General features: G+C 71.8%; 18 protein-coding genes. 9 read left to right on the forward strand and 9 right to left on the reverse strand.

Annotated elements, in window-relative coordinates:
- Positions 1-118 precede the first annotated feature (118 nt).
- Positions 119-721, forward strand: a complete 603-nt coding sequence (locus tag ACXVUM_RS01700; RefSeq protein WP_458520155.1) for a PPA1309 family protein — start codon at positions 119-121, stop codon at positions 719-721.
- A 10-nt stretch (positions 722-731) separates the two neighbouring features.
- Here the strand turns inward: ACXVUM_RS01700 and ACXVUM_RS01705 are convergent, their stop codons facing one another.
- Positions 732-1,745: a YlbL family protein gene (locus ACXVUM_RS01705; protein WP_458522753.1), complete on the reverse strand. Its 1,014-nt coding sequence runs from the start codon at positions 1,743-1,745 to the stop codon at positions 732-734.
- Between the two features lie 181 nt (positions 1,746-1,926).
- Between ACXVUM_RS01705 and ACXVUM_RS01710 the strand changes: the two genes are divergently transcribed.
- From ACXVUM_RS01710 to ACXVUM_RS01720, 3 genes are all read left to right on the forward strand, one after another.
- Positions 1,927-3,390: a zinc-dependent metalloprotease gene (locus ACXVUM_RS01710; protein WP_458520156.1), complete on the forward strand. Its 1,464-nt coding sequence runs from the start codon at positions 1,927-1,929 to the stop codon at positions 3,388-3,390.
- An 82-nt stretch (positions 3,391-3,472) separates the two neighbouring features.
- Complete coding sequence (locus ACXVUM_RS01715) at positions 3,473-4,357, forward strand: hypothetical protein (protein WP_458520157.1); 885 nt, start codon at positions 3,473-3,475, stop codon at positions 4,355-4,357.
- Positions 4,358-4,390: 33 nt separating this feature from the next.
- Entirely contained in the window at positions 4,391-5,713 is a 1,323-nt protein-coding gene (locus ACXVUM_RS01720; RefSeq protein WP_458520158.1) for an ABC1 kinase family protein, read from the forward strand.
- A 51-nt stretch (positions 5,714-5,764) separates the two neighbouring features.
- On the opposite strand, the gene ACXVUM_RS01725 is transcribed toward ACXVUM_RS01720, so the two are convergent.
- The 3 genes from ACXVUM_RS01725 to ACXVUM_RS01735 form a co-directional block, all read right to left on the reverse strand.
- Entirely contained in the window at positions 5,765-6,067 is a 303-nt protein-coding gene (locus ACXVUM_RS01725) for a WhiB family transcriptional regulator (protein WP_458520159.1), read from the reverse strand.
- Positions 6,068-6,237: 170 nt separating this feature from the next.
- Complete coding sequence (locus ACXVUM_RS01730; RefSeq protein WP_458520160.1) at positions 6,238-6,465, reverse strand: hypothetical protein; 228 nt, start codon at positions 6,463-6,465, stop codon at positions 6,238-6,240.
- 125 nt (positions 6,466-6,590) lie between these two features.
- Positions 6,591-8,669: an ATP-dependent DNA helicase UvrD2 gene (locus tag ACXVUM_RS01735; RefSeq protein ID WP_458520161.1), complete on the reverse strand. Its 2,079-nt coding sequence runs from the start codon at positions 8,667-8,669 to the stop codon at positions 6,591-6,593.
- Between the two features lie 67 nt (positions 8,670-8,736).
- On the opposite strand from ACXVUM_RS01735, the gene ACXVUM_RS01740 reads away from it, so the two are divergent.
- From ACXVUM_RS01740 to ACXVUM_RS01750, 3 genes are all read left to right on the forward strand, one after another.
- Positions 8,737-8,988, forward strand: coding sequence for a mycoredoxin (locus ACXVUM_RS01740; RefSeq protein WP_458522754.1), 252 nt, complete (start codon positions 8,737-8,739; stop codon positions 8,986-8,988).
- A 90-nt stretch (positions 8,989-9,078) separates the two neighbouring features.
- Positions 9,079-10,407 (forward strand): hypothetical protein, encoded by a 1,329-nt coding sequence (locus ACXVUM_RS01745; RefSeq protein ID WP_458520162.1) that lies wholly within the window; start codon positions 9,079-9,081, stop codon positions 10,405-10,407.
- Positions 10,408-10,409: 2 nt separating this feature from the next.
- Positions 10,410-11,780, forward strand: a complete 1,371-nt coding sequence (locus ACXVUM_RS01750; protein WP_458520163.1) for an outer membrane protein assembly factor BamB family protein — start codon at positions 10,410-10,412, stop codon at positions 11,778-11,780.
- Positions 11,781-11,830: 50 nt separating this feature from the next.
- Here ACXVUM_RS01750 and nudC read toward each other — a convergent pair whose 3' ends face one another.
- The 3 genes from nudC to ACXVUM_RS01765 are packed head-to-tail and all read right to left on the reverse strand — an operon-like array spanning position 11,831 to position 14,533.
- Positions 11,831-12,757, reverse strand: a complete 927-nt coding sequence (nudC, locus tag ACXVUM_RS01755; RefSeq protein ID WP_458520164.1) for an NAD(+) diphosphatase — start codon at positions 12,755-12,757, stop codon at positions 11,831-11,833.
- Positions 12,758-12,780: 23 nt separating this feature from the next.
- Positions 12,781-13,443 (reverse strand): lysophospholipid acyltransferase family protein, encoded by a 663-nt coding sequence (locus ACXVUM_RS01760; protein WP_458520165.1) that lies wholly within the window; start codon positions 13,441-13,443, stop codon positions 12,781-12,783.
- Positions 13,444-13,468: 25 nt separating this feature from the next.
- Complete coding sequence (locus tag ACXVUM_RS01765) at positions 13,469-14,533, reverse strand: potassium channel family protein (RefSeq protein WP_458520166.1); 1,065 nt, start codon at positions 14,531-14,533, stop codon at positions 13,469-13,471.
- A gap of 50 nt (positions 14,534-14,583) precedes the next feature.
- On the opposite strand from ACXVUM_RS01765, the gene ACXVUM_RS01770 reads away from it, so the two are divergent.
- Entirely contained in the window at positions 14,584-14,997 is a 414-nt protein-coding gene (locus tag ACXVUM_RS01770) for a DoxX family protein (RefSeq protein ID WP_458520167.1), read from the forward strand.
- Here the strand turns inward: ACXVUM_RS01770 and ACXVUM_RS01775 are convergent.
- Positions 14,963-18,352: an ATP-dependent helicase gene (locus tag ACXVUM_RS01775; protein ID WP_458520168.1), complete on the reverse strand. Its 3,390-nt coding sequence runs from the start codon at positions 18,350-18,352 to the stop codon at positions 14,963-14,965. The two genes, ACXVUM_RS01770 and ACXVUM_RS01775, sit on opposite strands and share 35 nt — an antisense overlap.
- Entirely contained in the window at positions 18,345-21,752 is a 3,408-nt protein-coding gene (locus ACXVUM_RS01780) for an ATP-dependent helicase (protein WP_458520169.1), read from the reverse strand. Before ACXVUM_RS01780 ends, ACXVUM_RS01775 begins: the two co-directional genes overlap by 8 nt.
- Positions 21,753-21,877: 125 nt before the next feature.
- Here ACXVUM_RS01780 and ACXVUM_RS01785 point away from each other — a divergent pair, with 125 nt between their 5' ends.
- Positions 21,878-22,666 (forward strand): alpha/beta fold hydrolase, encoded by a 789-nt coding sequence (locus tag ACXVUM_RS01785; RefSeq protein WP_458520170.1) that lies wholly within the window; start codon positions 21,878-21,880, stop codon positions 22,664-22,666.
- Positions 22,667-22,735: the final 69 nt, after the last annotated feature.

Genomic DNA, 22,735 nt, shown 5'->3' on the forward strand with positions numbered 1-22,735 from the left:
TCCCACTGCGATACGACGACGCGTGCCGTGAGCACGCGTCTTTGCCATTACTTTACTGACGGGCCGAGGGTGGTCCCGCCCACGGGAGAACCGGCCCCGGTGATGACAGGATGATCCCGTGACGACCCCTGACTCCGCCCCACTGTCCCCCGCCGCGCTCGGGACCGCCGTGCGTGAGGTCGCCGAGTTCGTCGACGCGGGCGGTTGGGGGCAGCCGCCCGTGCTGTTCGCCCTGGTCCCGACGGCGCTCGTCGCGCAGGCGCAACCGGACCTCGCGGACACCCTCGACGAGTCGGAACTGACGCTGATCGAGCAGGAGGCGCTGCCGGTCGCGCAGGACAGCGGGCTGTCGGAGATCGAGCACGTGCTGGGCACCACCAGCTGGCCCGCGGCCGTCGCCGGGTGCGCTCTGGTGCAGGAGATCATCGTCCTCCCGCCCGACGCCGAGTCCGACCTCGACGAGGCCTTCGGTCCCCTGCTGGCCGACCCCGACGCCGCAGACGAGGCCGCCCGCCAGACCGCCCGGGAACACCCGGAGGCGACCGACGCCCGCCTCATCGCAGCAGCACTGCGCGACGGGCAGACCCTGTGTCTGCTGCAGCTCAAACCGCCTCTCGGCGAGGAGGACACCCCGATCGAGTTGCTGTCGCATCCGGAGCTGGCACCGAATCTCGTGGCCGCGGTCGCCGCCACGTTGGAGAACGACCCCGAGGACTGGTGACCCCGGCCGCTCAGCATCGCGGCACGTCGCGTCCGGCACGGATGTCGCCGAGCGCGGTCACCGCGTCGGTGAGGGTGTCGACCTTGACCAGACGCAGTCCGTCGGGGACATCCGAGCGCGCCTCGGCGCAGTTGCCCTCGGGCACGAGGAAGTCGGTGGCGCCGGCCTCACGGGCGGCAAGCGTCTTGTGGGTGATCCCACCGATCTCGCCGACGTCGCCGTTGTCGGACATGGTCCCGGTGCCCGCGATGAAGCGGCCGCCTGTCAGGTCCGTCGGTCCGAGCTTGTCGATGACCGCCAGGGTCAACATGAGACCGGCCGACGGTCCGCCGATGTCGCCGACCGTGAAGTCGATCCGCAGCGACGGGTCGGCGTTGACGTACTCCGGTGTCACACCGAGGTAGCCCTTAGACCTGTCGTCGGGGCGGGACCCGAGGACGACGGGCACCTGCCGGGTCGCTCCGTTCGCCGCGGCGACACCGAACGTCACCGTCGCGCCCGGCCGGGACGACGAGACCGCCTGGCGCAGTTGATCCGGCGTCGACACCGGACTGCCGTTCACCGAGACGATCCGGTCTCCCGAAGTCAGCTTCCCGGCGGCGGGACCCTTCGGGTCGACCACCACCGACAGCGCGACCGGCCGCTTGAGGTATCGCAGCGCCGCGATGGTCGCCGCGTCCTCGGATCCACCCATCTGCTGCTGGTCCTGCTGTCGGACCTCCTCGGTGGACTGGTCCGGCGGGAAGATCTCCGCACGCGGCTGCAACGCGTCCCGCCCGGAGAACCACATACCGAGCGCCTGGAAGAGGGTGAGCCCGTCGGTCACCGAGACCGTCGTGAGGTTGAGGTTGCCGTCGGTGGCACGGACCGGAGCCCCGTCGATCGCGACGACGGGCTTGCCGTCGACGGTGCCGAGCGTGTTCACCGTCGGGCCGGGACCGAGGCTCACGTAGGGCACCCGGACGAACGATCCGACGAGCACGAGCAGCACCAACAGCACCAGGGTGACCGCCAGCGTCACCATCCGCCGGTTGGCCGGGACGACTCTCACGCGCACCACAGTAGAGGGGCCACCTGTGTGAGCTGCAGGGTCGCCCGCACCCGGCGCTCGAACCCACACGGTGGCGCTGCGCTGAGAGCGAAACCCGAGCACATACGGCCTGAGCACGGCGAACGGGTGCGCCCGCGCCGGTACCGTGGAGGCCATGAACGACCTGCCATTCGGATTCAGCTCGGGACGCGACGACGACCGCGATCGCACGGGCGACGGTTCCTCGTCGAACCCGCCCGGTGGTGACCCGTTCGGCGCCGGCGGATTCGACCCGAATCAGCTGGGGCAGATGCTGTCCCAACTGGGCTCGATGCTCAGCGGGATGGGCCAGGGCGGCGGAGCCGGGGGCGGCGGGCCGGTGAACTACCAGGTCGCGACGTCCCTCGCCCGTCAGCAGATCGGCGACTTCACGCGACTCGACGACGGCCAGCGCTCTGCGGTGACCGACGCCGTGCGGTTGGTGGAGGTCTGGCTGGACGGCGCGACCACACTCCCCGCAGGCGTGACGCAGTCCCTGGCGTGGACCCCGGTGCAGTGGCTCGAGGAGACCCTGCCCACCTGGAAGGTGCTGTGCGACCCGATCGCGCGGCAGATCTCCGGGATGTTCGAGACCGGCCTGCCCGAGGAGGCCCGGCAGTTCGCGGGGCCCATGCTCGGCATGGTCAGCCAGATGGGCGGCATGGCGTTCGGCACCCAGCTCGGTCAGGGCCTCGGCCACCTGGCCAAAGAGGTGTTGACATCCACCGACGTGGGCCTCCCGCTCGCCCCGACCGGCACCGCGGTGCTGCTGCCCGAGGCCATCGCGGCGTTCGCCGACGGCCTCGAGCAGCCCGCCCAGGAGATCATCGTCTTCCTCGCCGCCCGCGAGGCAGCGCACGTCCGTCTGTTCGCCCACGTCCCGTGGCTGCGGCAGCGACTGCTGTCGACGGTCGAGGAGTACGCCCGCGGGATCACCATGGACTTCTCCGGCATCCAGGAGGCGGCCCAGTCCATCGACCCGACCGAACTGCTCTCGAACCCGTCGAGGATCGAGGAGCTGATGTCGGCGGGCACCTCCTTCGAGCCCACGACCTCGCCCGAGCAGCAGGCCGCACTCGCACGGCTCGAGACGCTGCTGGCCCTCGTCGAGGGCTGGGTGGAGCGTGTGGTCGACCACGCCCTCGCCGACCGCATCCCCAGCGCCGGCGCCCTCGCGGAGACGATGCGGCGTCGCCGCGCGACCGGCGGGCCGGCCGAGCAGACCTTCGCCACGCTCGTCGGCCTCGAACTCCGCCCGCGCAAGGTCCGCGAGGCCGCGGTGCTGTGGGACAAGCTGCTCGACGCCTCCGACATCACCACGCGTGACAGCGTGTGGGCGCACCCGGACCTCATGCCCGACGGCGACGACGTCGACTCCCCCGCGGCGTTCATCGACCGCGTGATCGGTGGGGGCACCGACGATCCGATCGCCGAGCTGGAGAAGCAGATGGCGCACGAGGCGTCGACGGGCGAGAAGACGAACGAGAAGGACTCGGCCGAGCAGGCATCGACCGACGACGAGCCCGGCGACGATCCGGACTCGGGCGACTCGGACTCGGGCGACTCGGACTCGGGCAAGGGCGGTCCCGCGCCCGTCTGAGGCCACCGACGTCTCGACGAACCTGTGGACAACTCGCTCCGCGGCCGGTCTCTCGTCGGATCGGGGTGCGACCGTATCCCGCATGTCCCGCACCGACGCCGCAACCCTGCGTCCCGACACCCCGGTGGTGCACCGCGGTGATCGCACCGTACAGATCGGCGGCGACGCCGAGGCCGGCCTACTCGTCGATCTCCCGCCCCACCTGTCGCCGCAGGCGTTCGTCGCATTCCTGCGATCACTGACGACGCCGCGAACCACGACCGAGATCCGCAGGGACGCACGCGCGATCGGCCTCGCACCGTCCGACGTCACCGAGCTGCTGCAGCGCATGGAGACGGCCGGAGTGGTCACCCCGACAGCGGCGACGGGCGACTTCGGGGTGCGGGTGCACGGTCGAGGACCGTTGAGCACTCGGCTCACCGGCCTCCTGCGCGACAGCGGCGTCGCCGTCACCACGTCGACGCAGCGACCCCGGCCCCAGCACGACGACGACCTCCCCCTCGCCGCATGGACCGAGCACCTGGTGGTGCTGTGCGACGCGCTCGTCCACGATCCGTCGATCGTGACCGGGTTGATGACACGGCGCATCCCGCATCTGCAGGTGTGCCTGCGCGGCGGCGTCGGTGTCGTGGGGCCGCTGGTGCTGCCCGGACGCACCAGTTGCCTGCGGTGCGCGGACTGCCACCGCGCGGACCGCGATCCCCAGTGGCCGGTGGTCAGCGGTCAGATGATCGGCAGCATCGGACACGCGAGCGCGGCGACGACCGTCGCCACGGCCGGTCTGGCCCTCGACCAGATCGAGCACGTCGCCGAGGGGCTCACGCGCGCCGCGCGTGACCCCGGCGATCGCAGCATCCCGTTCCCGCCGACCGTCGAGCACACCGTGGAGTACCGCAGCCGTCCGTCACGGCTGCAGATGCGGCGATGGACACCACACCCACTCTGCGGTTGCTGTTTTCGTCGGTGACATATCGTGGTGAGGACAGGGAGGACACCGCAGATGGCCGACATCACCGAGGGGCGTGGTCGACGCAACGCGAGGCTCGCGGCTCTCCCGTTGGGCATGGCGGGCCGCGCCGCGGCCGGGTTCGGCAAGCGCCTCGCCGGCGGGGACCGGGACGAGATCAACGCCGAGCTCATGGAAAAGGCAGCTGAGCAGGTGTTCACCACCCTCGGCGAACTCAAGGGCGGCGCCATGAAGGTGGGCCAGGCGCTCTCGGTGATGGAGGCCGCCATCCCCGACGAGTTCGGCGAGCCGTTCCGCGAGGCGCTGGTGAAGCTGCAGGCAGAGGCCCCGCCCCTGCCTGCCGCGAAGGTGCATCAGGTGCTCGACGCGCAACTGGGTACGGCCTGGCGCCGGCGGTTCAGCGATTTCTCCGACGAGCCCGCCGCGTCGGCGAGCATCGGCCAGGTGCACCGCGGCACCTGGGCCGACGGCCGCGACGTCGCGGTGAAGATCCAGTACCCGGGTGCCGACCACGCCCTGCGCGCCGATCTCAAGACGTTGTCGCGGCTGTCGTCGATCATCCAGCGGATGACTCCGGGCACCGATGTGCGGGCACTGGTCGACGAGTTGATCGCCCGCACCGAGGACGAACTGGACTACCAGGCCGAGGCGAACAACCAGCGCGCGTTCGCGACGGAGTTCGACGGCGACCCGGATGTGCTGGTCCCGAAGGTCGTCGCGAGCGCGCCGAAGGTGGTCGTGAGCGAGTGGGTCGAGGGAACGCCGCTCTCCCGGGTGATCGCCTCGGGTACGGCCGACGAGCGCAACACCGCCGCGGCCAAACTGTCCGAGTTCGAGATCTCCTCCCCCGCACGCGTCGGACTGCTGCACGGTGACCCGCATCCCGGGAACTTCCGGATCCACGCCGACGGGCGGCTGATCGTGCTCGACTACGGCGCCGTCGGGTTCTACCCGGACGGCCTGCCCGCCGAGACGGGTCCGATCCTCGCTCTGGCCCGCGACCAGAAGTACGACGAGCTGGTGGCGGCCATGGCCGAGGCGGGGTTCATCACCGGGGCCAACCGCGATCGGGTGAGCGCGACCGACATCGAGAACTACCTCAAGCCCTATGTCGATCCGCTGCTGACGGAGTCGTTCCACTTCACCCGGAAGTGGATGCAGCGGGCGGCCGGCAAGGCCACCGACCTGCGGGGCGACGTCTACAAGACGTCACGCCACCTGAACGTGCCCACGGGATACGTCATGGTGTTCCGGGTGCTCGGCGGATGTGTCGGCATCGCGGCACAGCTCGACGCGGAGGCGCCGTACCGCCGGATCATGGAGAAGTGGGTACCGGGCCTGCGATCAGAGGACTGATCACAGGCCCGGCACCGGGACCTCGTGTGTGGTGATCCCACCGGTCGCCACTCAGGCGGCCACCGGGTTCTTGCGCGGACGACCCCGAGGCCGCTTGCGCGCGATGACGGTCCCCTGATCGAGGATCTCGCCACCCCAGACGCCCCACGGCTCGGCGCGCTCGAGCGCCGCCGCGAGGCACGCCCGCCGGAGCGGGCAGTCGGCGCACAGCGCCTTGGCCTGCTCGAGGTCGGCGGGGCTCTCCGCGAACCACAGGTCGGGATCGGAGACCCGGCAGGGCAGGCGGAGCGCGGCCGCGGTCTCGGGTATGAGGTCGATGTCGGTCGGTCGGGTGTCGACGGCCGGGGCGGTCATGTCGGCTCCTCCACTGGATGGTGCGAGATCGGGCGGGACTGGTGGCTGGTGACCCGGGATGCGCTTCTCCAGTGGTCCGGATGGGACCGGGAACGAAGAAGGCCACGGGTCTCGCTGGTGCGATCGCCGTGGCCTGGGATGTCGTCAGCGCTGATGCGCTGAGCCGAGATCTAGGTGTGCACGGGGATCGCGGGGCGGGCTGCGGGAGCGAATGCGCTGCGGCGGGCCGGGGCGGATGCGCCCAGGATGGCTTCCGCGGCTGCGGCGTGATGCTCGACGGCCTGCGTGGCGGGGGCGTGGTACCCCACCGCGGAGGCAGAGCGCAGACGCTCGACCGACCAGAGGCCGGCGGCAGGCGCAGCGGTGGCAGCGAAGCCGTTGACGAATTCGTTGTTCATCCGACTCACTCCCTTCCGCTCATCGAGGCGTCGCACGGGCGAGCCCCGTACCGACGACCAGAACACTACGAGATGCTTCGCATCCCGCACAACCTTTTTTTGACCTGCAGGTTTGCCGTCAATCGTCAGCGAACGGTCCCGGCGACGAGACCCAGCACCATCTCGCCGTACTGGTCGAGCTTCTTGGCCCCGATACCCGGGATCGCGACGAGCCCGGCGACGTCGGACGGCTTCTGTTCGGCGATGGCGATCAGCGTGTTGTCGGAGAAGACGACGAAGGCCGGGACCTTCTGCTCCGCGGCCTGCGAGCGCCGCCACTCCTTCAGCGCGAGCAGCAGTTCCTCGTCGAGGTCGGACGGGCAGTCCTCGCACCGGCCGAGCAGCGACGGCGTCTTCCCGATGAGTTGCTTGCCGCAGACCCGGCAGCGCGGTCGCCGTCCGGGCTTGGTCGGCTCGGCGATGCGGGACGCAGGTGAGTCGTCGGGCACGAGTCCGATGAGGAACCGCGAGCGCCGACGACTCTTGCGTCCGCCCTGGGCCCGCGCGAGCGCCCACGAGATGTGCAGGATCTCGCGTGCCCGCGTGATGCCGACGTAGAAGAGCCGACGCTCCTCCTCGACGTCCTCGTCGGACCCGTTGATCGCCTGGTTGATCGGCAACGACCCGTCCGTGACACCGGCGAGGAACACCGCGTCCCACTCGAGGCCCTTCGCCGCGTGCAGCGACGACAACGTGACGCCCTGGACCGTCGGCGGGTGCCGGGCCTGCGCGCGGGCCGCGAGCTCGTCGACGAGGCCCGGCAGCGCGAGGTCGGGGACGTCGGCGACGAGGTCCTCGGTGAGGGTGACCAGCGCCCGCAACGACTCCCACCGCTGACGTGCCTGCGTACCCGCCGGTTCGGTGTCGGTGAGACCGAGCGGGACCAGGACCGCACGCACGACGGTCGGGAGATCGGCGTCGGCCGGGAGGTCGTCGCGACCGGCCGCGGACTGCAGCGCCCGCATGGCCTGTCGGATCTCGGCACGCTGGAAGAACGCCTCGCCGCCGCGCACCTGGTACGCGATGCCCGCCGCGGTCAGCGCGTCCTCATGGGCCTGCGCCTGCGCGTTGACGCGGTAGAGGATCGCGATCTCCGACGCCGGGACACCCTGCGACAGCAGGGTCGTGATCCGTTTCGCGACGGCCGCGGCCTCGGCGGGTTCGTCGTCGAACTCGGCGAACTCCGGCTCGGGGCCGGGCGGACGTTGTCCGACCAGCGCCAGTCGTGTCCCGGCCACACGGCCGCGTGCGGCACCGATGGCACGGTTGGCCAGGCTGACCACCTGCGGCGTGGAACGGTAGTCGCGCTCGAGACGGACGAGGTGCGCCTCGGGGAAGCGCCGGGTGAAGTCGAGCAGGTAGCGCGGGCTCGCCCCGGTGAACGTGTAGATGGTCTGGTTCGCGTCGCCGACGACGGTGAGGTCGTCACGGTTGCCGAGCCATGCGTCGAGCAGGCTCTGCTGGGCGGGTGTGACGTCCTGGTACTCGTCGACGACGAAACAGCGGTAGCGGTCCCGGAAGACCTCGGCGAGCGCAGCGTTGTCGGCGAGGATGCCCGCGGTGACGAGAAGCAGGTCGTCGAAGTCGAGCAGTTGGTCGCCGTCGGGCGAGACCTTCGCGGCCTCGTATCCGGCGTAGACCGCGGCGACCTTCTCCGCGGCGAACGGTGTCTCGCGACGCAGCCTGCCGACCTCGCGCACGTAGTCGTCGACACCGATCAGCGACGCCTTCGCCCACTCGATCTCCGACGAGAGGTCGCGCAGCGTCTCCGTCGACGTGTCGAGGCCGGCTCGCCGGGCCGCGCGCGAGACGACCGGGAACTTGTTGTCGAGCAGTTCCCACCGCCCGGAGCCGACCGCCTGCGGCCAGAAGTACCGCAACTGACGCATCGCCGCGGCGTGGAACGTCATCGCCTGCACCGAGTTGCCCGACCCCGACAGCCCCAGCGACCGCAGACGACCCCGCATCTCCCCCGCGGCGCGCGCGGTGAACGTGACGGCGAGCACCTGGTCACCGCGGACGTGACCCTCACCGACGAGGTGGGCGATCCGACGTGTGATGGTGCGGGTCTTGCCCGTGCCGGCACCCGCGAGCACGCAGACCGGTCCGCGGGGCGCGAGGACGGCGGCCTGCTGTTCCGGGTCGAGACCGTCGAGCGAGCGCATGGCCCCCAGTATCCCCGGACCCACCGACAGCGGAATCTTCGGCGGGTCCGCGTACGTTCTGGTGTTCATGAGCAGCGAGAACCCCGCCCTGACCATGTACACCACGTCCTGGTGCGGCTTCTGCGCCCGGCTGAAGACCGGTCTGCGCGGAGAGGGCGTCGAGTGGACCGAGATCGACATCGAGCGCGAGCCCTCGGCCGCCGAGTTCGTCGGCAGCGTCAACAACGGCAACCACGTGGTCCCGACGGTGAAGTACGCCGACGGAACCACTGCGACCAACCCCTCGGTGAAGGAAGTCCTCGCCAAACTCGCCGGCTGATCACCGATCCGTCGCGGTTCGTGTCGCTCGACGACACGAACTGCTACGGATTGCTCACGACAGCCCGCTTTGTCTGTTTGTCTGTACGGCGTGATCGTCCAACGCCGTGTGACGGCCGCTCTCGTCGTCGTGTCGCTGACCGCACTCGGGGTCATCGGTCTGGAGGTCACGCGACCCCATCCCGACCGATCTGACGTCGCCGCGCCTGTCGAGTCGTCGTCCTCGCCCGCACCGCCGTCGACCAGTCCTCCGCACACGCCGGTCGTCGTCGACGAACCGTTCGACCCGACGGCGCCGATCCCCGGGTGCGCCACCGTCGAGCAGCCCGACACGCGCGGGGGGTACAGCGCTGTCACCTCGTTTGGCACACAGTCGTACGACAACCCGAAGTTCCCGTGGTTCAGCGGACCCAAGGCGACCGCGATGTCCGACGGCCTCCTCGACGACCTGCCCGACGGCGCCGAACTCGTCTTCGACAGTCCGTCGCGGTCGCTCGTCTTCCCCCCGATCATCGACTTCGGTGAGCAGGACGCCGGCGAGGGTGCGACGACCGCCGTCGGCTCGATCGTCCGCGACGGGGCCCAGGGCGATCTGTACGTCACGGTGCAGAAGTCGGATCGGCCCATACCTCCCTGTGTGGCAGGCGATCTCGACGAGCGCCGCACCCTGCCGGACGGCACGGTCGTCGACGTGCACGACACGTGGACGGAGACAGACGGGAAGCGTCGGTCCTCACGGACCGCGACCGCGTACGCCACGGACGGCTCCCGGATCGGTGCCGGCGCCGACGACCAGATCGGCAGGACCGGCGGCGAGTTCGGTGGCCGGATGCCGCTGACCGTCGACGACCTCGCACGTGTCGCCGCAGACCCCCGCCTGCGGGTGAGCACCCCCGTCCCGCCGGGCACACCCGCACCGCGCGCCCGGTGCTCAGCGGGCTTCGGCGAGTCGGACGCACCGCCGGTCACCCGCGAGCAGGCCCGGCGGCTCGACGCCGTGCTCGCCGGTGTGCGACCGGGCGGCGTCCCGTTCCTGCCGCTGCAGGTGAGCGATTCCTCGCGCAGCACACTGTGTTCCACGACTGCCGACCCGGACGCACCCGCCGGGGTCGACATCGCGATCACCGGCGGGAAGACGCCCCCCGCCCCGGAGCGCCCCGACCCGACGAATGCAGGGGAGGACCGTCGGGCGCTGCCGGACGGCACCGTCGTCGAGACCACGAGAGGTGTGAGCGGTCCGTCGATGTCCTTCTCCGGCGAGCAGCAGGTGCCCGAGGCCCTCACGGTCGTCACCGTCACCCGGCCGTCGGGGACCGAGATCGTCGTGACGTCGCACGCGACCCCGCGCACGACGCCCGCCCCGCCCCTGTCCGACGACGAGGTGCGCGCGATCGCCCTGACACCGGGTCTGGAGTTCTGACGATGCTCTCGCGCCACTCCTGGGCCCTGATCGCGGCGGCGATCGCAGCCGTCGTCAGTGTCACCGCGGCGGTGGTCGTCGTGATGGACCGCGACGACGGCACGGACAGCGGCGCCTCGTCCATCACCCCGGGCGTCGTCTGGTCCCTCGACGCCGCCACCTATCTCCACCGCCCGTTCGGCGCGTTCAGCGATCCCCGCGGCGGCGCGTCCTATCGGTCCGGGACGCCGGGTTTCGTCGTCGACGGCGACACGCTGATCACCATCGCCGGCAGCCCGACCGACGCATACGTCCTCGACGACGCCGTCGTGATCGGGATCGACGCGTCGTCCGGGAGGGTCCGCTGGCGGGTGCCCGCCCCCGACGTCGAAGGATGCGGCGGCACACCGGTCGACGGGAAGCTCTACTGCTACGCGCAGTCCCGGGGCACCGAACTCGTCTCCATCGACACCGCGACCGGACGTGCGCAGCGACGGTCCATCGGGGAGTTCGTGTTCGGACTGGCCACCGACGACGACACCCTCTACGTCGCCGAGGGCGACCCGGAGGACGACGACGTGCGGGTCCACGCGGGCACGTTCGCCGACATCTCCGCCCACTGGACACGCGCGATGGACATCGGGGCGGCATGGGAGTCGGTGTACGAGGATCAGGTCCTCGCGGTCACCGACGGCGTCGGGCTCGTCACGACCGGCAGCGAGTCGGTGCAGTTCGACGCGGCCGACGGGCGTGAGCGGTGGCGGGCACGGTCGCAGGACTGTGTCCGCAACGCCTCCCTGCTCCCGGGCGGGGTCGTCGTCGATGCCGTCGGGACCTGCTCGGACTCGGCGACGGTGCTGCGGCAGGTGCTCCGTGGGCGGGACGGTCGGGTCGTCGCGACCAGCCGCTCGTCAGCGGTGCAGTCCATCCCCGTCGACGTCCGCCCGGACCCGCAGGGTCCGGTGATCATGGGCGACGCCGCCTACGACCGGAGAACCGGTGCGCGGCGATGGGGCGCCGACCGGCTCGTGACGGGCGACGGCGGCGCCCTGGGCACGGCGATCGCGGTCGTGGGCCGCACGGTCGTGGTCCGCGACGGGCCCGACGGGCCGTCGGCGGGACTCGACCTGGCGAACGGCGACGTGCGATGGAGTCGCAGCGCGACGCCGGCGTTCACCCCGCGTGCGGCGCGCGGCGACTTCCTCGTCGGGGACGACGGCTCCACGATGACGGCGATCGACGTCCGATCCGGTCGCCCGGCGTGGTCGATCCCGTTCAGCTCGGTCGATCCCGATCCCGAGGTGTTCGGCAGCCAGGCCGCGACGATCGCCCACGGTCGGGACTGGATCCACTCCTCGGACCGACGGATCGTCGACTTCTCGACCCGACGGTGACATCCGGCGCAGTTCTTGCCGCTGAGCGGGAAGAACTGCGTCGGATCGGGTCAGGAGGAGGTCGCCCAGGCGACGACGAGTGCGCGGGCGATGGAGATGGAACCGGGCAGTCGGAGTCGCGGGCCACCCTCGGCCTGCGGGTCGGGCTGACCACGCAGCCACTCGTCGCCGCTCTCCAGGGCCGCGACGACCTCGTCGCGGCCGAACCAGACGGCCTCGGTGATCTCGCCGTCGAGGTAGTCCAGGGGCTGGTCCCGATCGGCCCGGGCCTCGAAACCGAGCATCAGCGACCGCGGGAACGGCCAGGGCTGGCTGCCCATGTACCGCGGTTCGACGACGTCGAGCCCGGTCTCCTCGTGCAGTTCCCGCACGACGCACTGCTCCACCGACTCCCCCGGCTCGACGAAGCCGGCGAACGTCGAGAACCACTTCTCCGGCCACCCGGCCTGCCGACCCAGCAGGACGTGGTCGGCGCCGTCGTGGACGACGGTGATGATCGCGGCGTCGGAACGTGGGAACTCCTCGCGTCCGGTCACCGTGCTCTTCCGGGTCCACCCGGCGCGGGCGGGGACGGTCGGGCTGCCGTCCACCGGTGAGAACCGTGCCGTCGCATGCCAGTTCAGGATCCCCAGAGCGGTGACCAGCAGGCCCGCCTCGTCGGGATCGAGGCGGCCGAGGCTGCCGCGCGGATCCGCGGTCTTGCCCTCGATCGTCTCGACGCGCAGGGCCCACAGGTCGACCCCGTCGCGGACACCGATCAGCACCGCGTCGTCCGGGATGGTGTCGCCGACGGCGGCCGCGTCCTCCCACCGGAGCCCGTCGGGACCGATCCCCGACCGCCCCTGCGAGTCGACCTGCAGCACCCTCGCCCGAGGCCAGCCTGTCGCGAGCCTGTCGGCGTCGTCGCGGATCTCGTCGGCGCGGTCGACGGTGGACCGCGACAGCAGCGGCGGTTCGGGGAGCGAGAGGAAGGCCACCCACCGAGCCTAACGATCGCGGATCAGGCGGCCCGTCGGCGTGGCGTGTAGTCGTCGACGTAGGGCCAGCCGGTGACCGACGCCATCCATCGCATCAGCCGGTCGGTGGTCGCGCGGGCGTCGTCGGGCACCAGGCCCGTCGGATCGACCACCGCACCCACGTGGATGGTCACGTCGCGCCGCGACCACCAGTGCGTGCCGTCGGCGGTCCCGGTGATCGCGATCGGTACGACGGGCACGCCGGTCGTGATCGCGACCCGCAGTGCACCGGTGTGACCCCGGTGGATGCTGTGCGACATCACCCTCGAGCCCTCCGGGTGGATCGCCCAGGCCGCGCCGGACCGGACCACGGCGCATGCGGTCGCGAGTGCGTCGGACGCCGCGTCACCGCCGTCGCGGTCGACGGGGATCTGTCCGATCGAACTGAAGAACCACCGCTTCAGACGCCCACGCCACCCGCCCTCGGTGAAGTACTCGGCCTTGGCGAGGAAGACGACGGGCCGCCGCGCGGCGATCGCGAGGTGGAAGGAGTCGGAGACGGCCTGGTGGTTCGCGACGAGGATCAGCGGACCGCGGCGCGGGATGTTCTCGGCGCCGACGACGACCGGCCGGTCGCGCAGCCGGAACAGGGGGCCCAGCACGAGTACACGGAGCACCCACTGGACGACCACACAGGTTCGCGTCACCCGCTCTGTCTACACCGCGCGTGGCTCAGGCGGGACCCTTCCGCACGTACAGCAGGCGGTCGCCCTCCTCGATGGCGTCGACCTCGCTGTCGTCGACGCGGTGCAGGCGACCGTCCCGGACCACCCCGAGGACGATGTCGACGAGATGCTGGGGGCTCGCGCCGTACTCGTCGCGTTCGACGTCACGCTCGGCGATCGCATAGCCGGCGTCGGGGGTGAGCAGGTCCTCGATCACCTCGACGACGGCCGGCGTGGAGGTGGCCAGACCGAGGAGCCGACCGGCCGTCTCCGACGAGACGACGACCGAGTTGGCGCCCGACTGCCGGATGAGGTGGGTGTTCTCCGCCTCCCGGATCGACGCGACGATCTTCGCGCGCGGCGCCAACTCACGGGCGGTGAGCGTCGCGAGGACGGCGGTGTCGTCGCGGTTGGTGGCGATGATGATCGACACGGCGTGCTGGGCACCGGCCAGCCGCAACACATCCGACCGTGTCGCGTCGCCGCGGACCGTGACCAGTCCCTCGGCTGCCGCCCCGTCGAGGACGGTCTGGTGGGAGTCGACGACGACGATCTCCGACGGCTTCGTCCCGTCGGCCAGCATCGCGCGCACCGCCGTCTTGCCCTTGGTGCCGTAGCCGACGACGACGGTGTGGTTGCGCACCTTGCTCCTCCAACGCTGGATCTTCAGGGCCTGCCGGGACCGTTCGGTCAACACCTCGAGTGTGGTGCCGACCAACACGATCAGGAACATCACGCGCAGCGGGGTGATGACGAGGACGTTCACGAGCCGCGCGCCCGGGGTGAACGGGACGATGTCGCCGTAGCCGGTCGTCGACAGCGACACCGTCGCGTAGTAGAAGCAGTCCAGGAACGACAGCCGGCTCCCCTGCGAGTCCCGGTAGCCGTCGCGGTCGATGTAGACGATGAGCACCGCCGCGAACAACGCCACGAGCGCGAACAACACTCGACGGCTGATCGCCCGCACGGGGCTGGCCTGCATCTCGGGGATCCGCACGACGCCGACCAACGCGTGGTCGGGCATGGTGGCGAGGTCGTCCGGACGCAGGCGGCGACGAATGGGTCCAGGCATCACGGGGACTCTAGCCCGATCGACCGTCCCGATCAGGCACAGTGGTGCGCATGACAACGCTTCTGGACAGACTTCCGACCCCGGCGGCCCTCCGTCGCCGTCGCACCGCGCAGCGCGATGCGCGCATCATGGGCGGTGCACTGGTCGGCATGGGTGTCCTGCACTTCGCGGTGCCCGCCCCGTTCGACTCGATCGTGCCGCCCGAGATCCCCGGCGACGCGCGGACTCTCACCTACGCCTCCGGCGCCGCCGAGATGGCGATCGGTGCCGGGTTGCTGTACCCGCGGACCCGTCGGACCGCTGCGACCGCGGCGGTCGCACTGTTCGTCGCGGTGTTCCCGGCGAACGTGAACACCCTGCGGGTGTTCCGGGGCAAGCCGCTGCTGCTGGCCGGTGCCGCGGCACGTCTGCCGATGCAGATCCCCATGATCACCACGGCTCTGCGGATCCGTCGGGACTCCTGACCGCGAGCAGTCGCGCCAGGCCGTCGCGGTCGGGCAGGTCCGACGGTTCGACCGTGACCCCCGGCCGCACGTAGTGGAACGCCGCCCGCACGCGATCCAGCGGGACACCGGACAGTTCCGACCAGGCGACCCGATAGGCCGCCAACTGGACCTGCAGCGAGGCCCGATGTGCCGCGTCGGGCAGTGCGCCGGTCTTCCAGTCGACGACGATCGCCGAGCCGTCGGGCTCGGTGAACACCGCGTCGATCCGGCCGCGGACGACGGTGTCGCCGATGACCGTCTCGAACGGCACCTCCACCTCCGCCGGGGTCCGCGCCGCCCACGGTGAGGCCAAGAACGCCTCCCGGAGCACCGCGAGATCGGCGTCGGCGTCGTTCGACTCGTCTGCGGCGCCGGGCAACTCGTCGGTGTCGAGCAGTCGTGTCGCCCCGAATCGGCGCTCCACCCAGGCGTGGAACGCCGTACCCCGGCGCGCGAGCCGGTTCGGCTTGAACGGCATCGGCCGTCGGAGGCGACGGGCGAACGCGGCCTGATCGGTGTCGAGCTCGACGAGTTCGCTGACCGAGAGGTGGTTCGGGAGGGCGACCTCGAGGTCGAACACGCTCTCCGCGGCCCGCTCGGCGAGCAGCGCGTCGACCTCGCGTTCGAGGACGGTCACCTCGTCCTCGGTGTCGGGGTCGTCGGCGCCCGGGTCCCCGGATGTCGACACGGACGGAGAGTCGAAGAGAGCCGGCGCCCCGCGACTGCGGAGTGCGTCGCGGACACGGTCGGCCCCGGCGAGGACCGACGGGCGGTGCGCGCCGAGGGGATCGCGCGGCCATTCGACGGCGGTCGCATGCTCGGCCAGCGGGTTCGTCGCCCCGTCGGCGGGTGCGTCGACCCATGTCACGATGCGCATGCCGGGATCGTCTGCGGCACGGACGATCTCGGCGATCTCGGTGAGGAAGTCCGACGGCCCCTTGGGCTTGTCGTGTCGGGCGGTCCAGTGGTGTCCGGAGATCAGCAACCGCCGCTGCGTCCGGGTGAGCGCGACGTAGAGCAGTCGCCGGTCCTCCTCCAGCTTGCGGTCGCGCAGGGCCTGCTTGTGCTCGTCGATGCGGTCGGTGAGGTCCTTGCGGTCCTCGACACCCTCGAGACGCAACGGCGGGAACCCGACGCCCGACGCGTCGGCGAGGTCGCCGCGCAGGTCTGCCGGGAGCTCGCGGGCACTGCCCAACCAGGTCCCGTCGGACCGGCCGCCGGGGAAGATGTCGGTGCACACGTGGGGCAGCACGATGACCTCCCACTCGAGGCCCTTCGCCGCGTGCATGGTGAGGATCTGGACGCGGTCGTCGGCGATCTCGACCGCACCCATCTCCAGTCCCTTCTCGACGGTGGCCGCCGAGTCGAGGAAGGCCAGGAGCCCCGACAGCGTGGCCGACGGCCGCTCGGCGTAGGTCGCGACGTGCTCGGCGAACGCGTCGAGGTGTTCGCGTCCGGTGATGACACCCCGCATGCGGCGTGCGCGGACCTGCGTCTCGACGGCGACGCCGAGGGTGGCCTCGACATCGGCGACGAGATCCGGCAGCGACTGGCCGATCCGACGACGCAGACCCTCCAGCATGTGTCCGAGATCGACGATGCGTTTGTGCCCGGTCGGGCTGTACCGGGACGCCTCACCCGGGTCGGCGATGGCGTCGCCGAGACCCGCCTCGTCGGCACTGTCGGCGGGCAACACCGCGTCCAGGGCATCGTCGAGCGCGCCGACGGAGTCGACCGCGACGGAACCGCCGGACCCGCCGACGACGGCGAGCTCCCGCGCGCGCCGCCACAACGCCGCGAGATCGGCCGCGCCGAGCCGGAACCGGGCACCGGTCAGCAGCCGCATCGCGGCGGTGCCCGCCATCGGATCGGCCATGAGACGCAGGGTGGCGACGATGTCCTGGATCTCGGGCACGAACAGCAGCCCACCGATCCCGACCACCTCGACCGGGATGCCACGCGATTCGAGCTCCGCGGCCAGCGGGGCGGAGTCCTCGTTGCGGCGCACCAGGATCGCCGTGGTCGGCGGGGCGGTGCCCGCCCGCTCGGCGGCGTCGTACTCCTGCGACACCGCGTCGGCGATCCAGGTGCGTTCGTCGACGACGGTCTCGTGCAGCGCGACGTCGACGGTGCCCTCCGGGGCGTCGTCGCGGGACCGCAGCACACTCACCGGGATCCCGGCGGCGCGCAGATCCTCCGACACCTGATTGGCCAGTCGCAGAGCGGTTCTCGGGTTGCGCCAGCTCGTCAGCAGCTCGCGCCGCGAGGCCGGGTCACCCGAGGACGTCGGGAAGTCGGACGCGAAGCGTGGCAGGTTCGCGGCCGACGCACCGCGCCACCCGTAGATCGACTGGATGGGGTCGCCGACCGCGGTCACCGCCACCTGCGGCCTCCCCGGTCCCGATCGCCCACCGAACAACCGCGACAACAGGATCCGCTGCGAGTGGCCGGTGTCCTGGTACTCGTCGAGCAGCACCGCGCGGACGGTCGCCCGTTCGGCCCCGGCGACCTCGGGATGGTCACGCACCAGCCGCGCCGCGAGCGACATCTGGCTGCCGAAGTCGAGGACGTTCTGGCTGCGCATGGTGTCGGCGAGGCGCTGCACCAACGGCACCAGACGGTGACGTTCTCCGACGACCTCCTGCATCGCACGCAGCGCCTGCGCGGGTTCTGCGCGCTGCCGGGGCCCGGGTGGCAGCGTGTCGATCAGACGGTGCAGCTCCATCCCGCTGCCGGCGATGTCGCCGAGGTCGACGAGGTGCTCGGCGGCGTCGGAGTACAGCGACAGCACCGACTCGGTCACGCCCTGCGGCGTCTTCGCGGTCTCGAGGTCGTCGGGCCATCCGGCGACCACCTCGAACGCCACCTGCCACAGCTCGGTCTCCGAGAGCAGCGTCGACGCAGGCTCCACCGGCAGCAGCAGACCGTGGTCGGCGATGAGCCGCCCGGCGTACGCGTGATAGGTGCTCACCTCCGGATCGGCCGATCGCAGCACGGCACGCGCCGACCCGTCGGGGTCCCACTGCAGCATCGCCGACGATCCTGCGAGCATCGCCAACCGCCGGCGGATCCGCGCGGCCAGCTCGGCCGCGGCCTTCCGGGTGAACGTGAGGCCGGTGATCTCGTCGGGCGACACCAGGCGGTTGGCGACGAGCCACACGACGCGCGCGGCCATCGTCTCGGTCTTGCCCGCGCCCGCGCCGGCGACGACGAGAAGCGGTTCCATCGGCGCCTCGATCACCGCGACCTGCTCGTCGGTCGGCGGCGGCAGACCCAGTGCGGCAGAGAGGCTCCGGGCCGAGATCATCGGGCGCCGCGTGAGCAGGTCAGTCATCGGTCACCGCCTTCCCGGCGAGCGACGCCGGGCACGACGCGGTCAGCGGACACCGCACGCACCCCGCGTTCACCGTCGCGACGAACCGCGGACCGGCGCTGCGGCGGGCGGCCTCGCGGACCAGCTGCGTCCATTCCGCGATGTGGTCGGCGGTGAGCGGGGGCTGCACCCGTTCGGCGGCACCGGTCGTCTTGTTCGACGACGACACGTACACCAACCGTCCCCCACCGGGTTCGGTCCGCGCGACACCCTCGACACCACCGAGGTGGACGGCGAGCTGGTAGGTCGCGAGCTGCGGGTGCACAGCGGCGTCCTCCTTGCTGACCGCGCTCTTGCCGGTCTTCACGTCGACGACGACGGGCCGGCCCTGCCCGTCCCGTTCGAGGCGGTCGATGCGGCCCTTGATGCGGACACCGGCCGCGGCGAGGGGGTCCTCGGGGTCCGCGTCGGGACCGGGCGGGACGACGACGTCGACCTCGACCTCGACGCCGATCTCCTCCAGATCGCCGCGGGAGCGTTCCAGCCACGTCCCGAAGTGGTCCAGCATCGACTCCACGCGGTCCAGCTCGTGCGCGGAGTACCACTGCGCGCCGACGTCGACCTGATCCCAGATGCGCCGCAGCGAGGCGGTCACGTCGTCGGGCGGTATCTGCCCAGCCAGAGCCTGCACCAGCGTGTGCACGACGGTGCCGGCGACGGCCGGGGCCGAGTCGCCGTCACGCCCGCCGGCTCGTTCGAACATCCACCGCAGCGAGCACCGATGGATCGCCTCGACGCTCGACGGTGACACCGTGATCGGGCCGCGCGCCGGATCCCACAGCGGCGCGTCGGTACTCGGCTCGGCGACACCGAACCAGTCGTCGGGGTGAGCGCCGGGCACGCCGGCGTCCGCGAGACGCGCGAGCATCTGCGCGACGCGCGGATCGGGGTCGGGCTGGGCGACCCGGGCGCGCAACGCGGCCACGATCGACGGCAACGACAGCGTGCGTCGGATCGCGGGTGCGACCTCGAGGAGGCCGTCGGCCGAGACGATCGGGACACCCTCGTCGTCGGGCTGCTCGCCCGCGACGAGTGCGGCCAGCTCCACGAGGAAGCGTGACGGCGCCGCGTCCCCGCCACCGTCGTCGACGGCGGTCACCAGCAGACGCCGACGCGCACGCGAACAGGCGACGAGGAACAGGCGACGTTCGTCGGCCAGCGCGACCGCCGTGCGCGAGACGGTGTCGAGCCCGTCCACGGCCACACCGTCGAGCAGGTCCACCAGCGCGGGGGTACCGAGGATGCCGCCACGGCTGCGCAGCGCGGGCCACAGCCCGTCCTGCACACCGGCGACCGCGACGACGTCCCACTCCCGTCCCGCCGCGGCGTGTGCGGAGACGATGGTGACCGCCTCGGCACCACCGTTCCGACGCGGCGCCTCCCCCGCGATCCGCAACGCCCCGACGTGGTCGACGAAGGCGGCGATCCCCGCGGCGGGGAGGTTGTCGGTGAAGCCCGCTGCCACGTCGAACAGCGCGACGACGGCGTCGAGGTCGCGATCGGCCTGGTCGGCCGCGGGACCGCCGCGCAGTGCGGTCGCCGACCAGCGGCGGGCGAGGCCGGTGGCCTCCCACGCCGCCCACAGCACGTCCTCGACCCCTCCGCCACGACGCTCCTCCCGCCGGGCGGCCCGCACGACGTCGCGCACACGTGCCAGCGGAGCACGCTCGGCCGCGGTGAGTGCGTCGAACCGGGCGGTCGCGTCGGGATCGGCGAGGCCGTCGTCGTCGGCGAGGACCGCGACGATGACGTCGATGGAATCCCTTCCCGCCGCAGTGGGATCGGCATCGAGGGTGCGACGGAGACCACGACGTAGGCGGCGCACCGCGGTCGGGTCGGCTCCGCCGACGGGGCCGGACAGCAGTGCGAGCGCCTCGTCGCCGTCGACCGAGCCGTCGACCGCCCGCAGCACCGACAGCAGCGCCGCGACGGCCCGCTGCCTGTGCAGCGGCAACTCCGACGCGGGCGTGACGACCGGGACTCCGGTCGCGCGCAGGGCGCGGCGCAGCGCAGGGACGGATCGTGCGACCGACCGCGCCACGATGGCCATCCGCGACCACGGCACACCCTCGAACACGTGCGCACGACGCAGGGCGTCGGCGATGGCCGTCGCCTCCTTGGCGGCCGAGCCGTACGCCTCCACCCGGACGGCCGGCCCGGCGCCGAGGACGTCGACCGGCTGCCGGTCACCGTCGTCGGCTTCGGCGGGTCGACGCGCGGGACGCGACCTCCCGGGCAGTCGGGCGGCGATCGCGTCGACGACTGCCGAGATCTCGGGCACCGCGCGCCGGTCGACGTCGAGGACGACGTCGTGATCGGAATCGTCGCCGTCGGACGAGTCCGGGACGAGCTCGTCGAGGAAACGCGGCGACGCGCCGCGGAAGGCGAACACCGTCTGGTCCCGGTCACCGGCGACCACGGTCTCGGCACCGGTCCCGACCAGTCGGACGAGGTGGGCGGCCTGCGGGTCGAGATGGTGGGCGTCGTCGACGAGGAGGTGTCGGATGCGGGCGCGTTCCCCGGCCAGCAGCTCGTCGTCGGTGGACAACGCGGTGAGCGCCGAGCCGATCAGCTCGGCGGCGTCGACCGCGGGTGCCGTGGCCTGCGGCGACGCGGACCCGACCGCTGCGCGCAGCAGCGTCGTCTGTTCGTACTGGCGGTAGGCGACACCCGCGGCGATCCACTCGTCGCGCCCGTGGGCGCGACCGAGGGTGATGAGCTTCTCGGGCCCGACGCCGCGTTCGGCCGCCCGCATGATCAGGTCCCGCAGTGCCTGGGCGAACCCGTCGGTGTGCAGCGCGGGGCGCAGCCGCTCGGGCCAGTGCCGGGCACCGTCGGCGATGTCACCGGCGAGCAGTTCACGCAGCACGGCGTCCTGCTCGGATCCGGTGATGAGGCGCGGGAGTGGGTTGCCGTTCGCGGACGCCTGCAGACGGAGCACCGCGAAGGCGTACGAGTGCACCGTCCGGACGAGCGGTTCACGGGTGGAGCGATGCCCGACGTCGCGGTCGCGACCCGGGTCGGCGAGAACGCGGCGGGTGATCTGCTCGCGGAGCCGCACGGCCGCACGGCGATCGGACGCGAGGACCAGCACCGATTCGGGATCCGCCCCGGTCGCGGTCAGACGGGAGACCGCGACGTCGACGACGAGCGACGACTTGCCCGTCCCGGGACCGCCCGTGACACGCGTCGGTGCCCACCCGCGACCGCCGCCGGGGAGCGGGCCGGACACGAGCCGCTGCGCCGCACCGGTCCAGGTGCGCTCGACGACCTCGGCCGCGGCTCCGGTGACCAGCGTTGCCGGGACCTCGGCCCGGCGCCGCGGACGGTCGCGGGCGGCGCCCGTCGGATCCTCACGCATCGTGTGCCATCCCTCCCGTCGTCGCCCCGGTCCTCATCCCGGCCCCGATTCGATCACCTGGCACCGACAGCCGCCACCGCCGGTACCGGATGCCCTGTGCACAGACCCCCGGCATGATCGGGACCATGACGACGATGGCGGTGACGACATTCGGCCCGGCGGACGGTGAGACGGTGCTCGTGGTCCACGGGGTCACCGGCCACGGGCGTCGGTGGCGGACGCTCGCGGAGGATCACCTCGGCGATCTGCGTGTCGTCGCACCGGACCTGCTGGGCCACGGCCACTCGTCGTGGGCGGCGCCGTGGACGATCGAATGTCAGGTCGCCGGCCTCGTCGAGGTGCTCGACGAGCACGCGTCGGGGCCTGTCGTCGTCGTCGGGCACTCCTATGGTGGTGCGCTCGCGCTGCAGCTGGCCGCGACCGCCCCGGAGCGGGTCGGCGGTCTCGTCCTGCTCGATCCCGCCGTCGGCCTCGACGGCGACCGCATGGCCGACGCCGCGTCGTCGACACTCGACTCCTGGTACGTCCGTGACGAACAGGATGCGCGGGACCGCAAGCGCGCCGAGGCGTGGTGGGAGGTCGACGACGCCGTGCTCGACGAGGAGATCGAGACGCACCTGCTGCCCACGGCGGACGGTCGCATGACGTGGCGTCTGCACCCCGGCGCGATCATGACGACGTGGAGTGAGCTGGCACGGCCGTTCGCCCTCCCGCGGGCCGGGACCCCGACGGCGATGATCGTCGCCGACAAGGTCCGACCGCCCTACGCCTCGGCAGAATTCGTCGACGCTCTCACCGATCGGCTCGGCGATCGGCTGACCGTCCACCACGAGGACTGCGATCACATGGTCCCGCTGAGCCGACCCGAACTCACCGCGGCGACGATCCGCGACGTCCTCACCCGGGCCGGCTGACCGACTGTCGGGCAGAGGGAACCGATCGGCGTCCCCAACTGCCCAACCGACGTCTGCAACCGCCCAACC

Source organism: Williamsia sp. SKLECPSW1, from assembly GCF_054332755.1.

Excerpts from the sequence above, each read along its gene's own strand:
- ACXVUM_RS01780 (WP_458520169.1), bottom strand. The coding sequence starts at position 21,752 with ATGCGTGAGGATCCGACGGGCGCCGCCCGCGACCGTCCGCGGCGCCGG.
- ACXVUM_RS01715 (WP_458520157.1), top strand. The coding sequence starts at position 3,473 with ATGTCCCGCACCGACGCCGCAACCCTGCGTCCCGACACCCCGGTGGTG.
- ACXVUM_RS01705 (WP_458522753.1), bottom strand. The coding sequence starts at position 1,745 with ATGGTGACGCTGGCGGTCACCCTGGTGCTGTTGGTGCTGCTCGTGCTC.
- ACXVUM_RS01750 (WP_458520163.1), top strand. The coding sequence starts at position 10,410 with ATGCTCTCGCGCCACTCCTGGGCCCTGATCGCGGCGGCGATCGCAGCC.
- ACXVUM_RS01770 (WP_458520167.1), top strand. The coding sequence starts at position 14,584 with ATGACAACGCTTCTGGACAGACTTCCGACCCCGGCGGCCCTCCGTCGC.
- ACXVUM_RS01725 (WP_458520159.1), bottom strand. The coding sequence starts at position 6,067 with ATGACCGCCCCGGCCGTCGACACCCGACCGACCGACATCGACCTCATA.
- ACXVUM_RS01735 (WP_458520161.1), bottom strand. The coding sequence starts at position 8,669 with ATGCGCTCGCTCGACGGTCTCGACCCGGAACAGCAGGCCGCCGTCCTC.
- ACXVUM_RS01785 (WP_458520170.1), top strand. The coding sequence starts at position 21,878 with ATGACGACGATGGCGGTGACGACATTCGGCCCGGCGGACGGTGAGACG.
- ACXVUM_RS01720 (WP_458520158.1), top strand. The coding sequence starts at position 4,391 with ATGGCCGACATCACCGAGGGGCGTGGTCGACGCAACGCGAGGCTCGCG.
- ACXVUM_RS01740 (WP_458522754.1), top strand. The coding sequence starts at position 8,737 with ATGAGCAGCGAGAACCCCGCCCTGACCATGTACACCACGTCCTGGTGC.
- ACXVUM_RS01775 (WP_458520168.1), bottom strand. The coding sequence starts at position 18,352 with ATGACTGACCTGCTCACGCGGCGCCCGATGATCTCGGCCCGGAGCCTC.
- ACXVUM_RS01710 (WP_458520156.1), top strand. The coding sequence starts at position 1,927 with ATGAACGACCTGCCATTCGGATTCAGCTCGGGACGCGACGACGACCGC.
- ACXVUM_RS01730 (WP_458520160.1), bottom strand. The coding sequence starts at position 6,465 with ATGAACAACGAATTCGTCAACGGCTTCGCTGCCACCGCTGCGCCTGCC.
- ACXVUM_RS01765 (WP_458520166.1), bottom strand. The coding sequence starts at position 14,533 with ATGCCTGGACCCATTCGTCGCCGCCTGCGTCCGGACGACCTCGCCACC.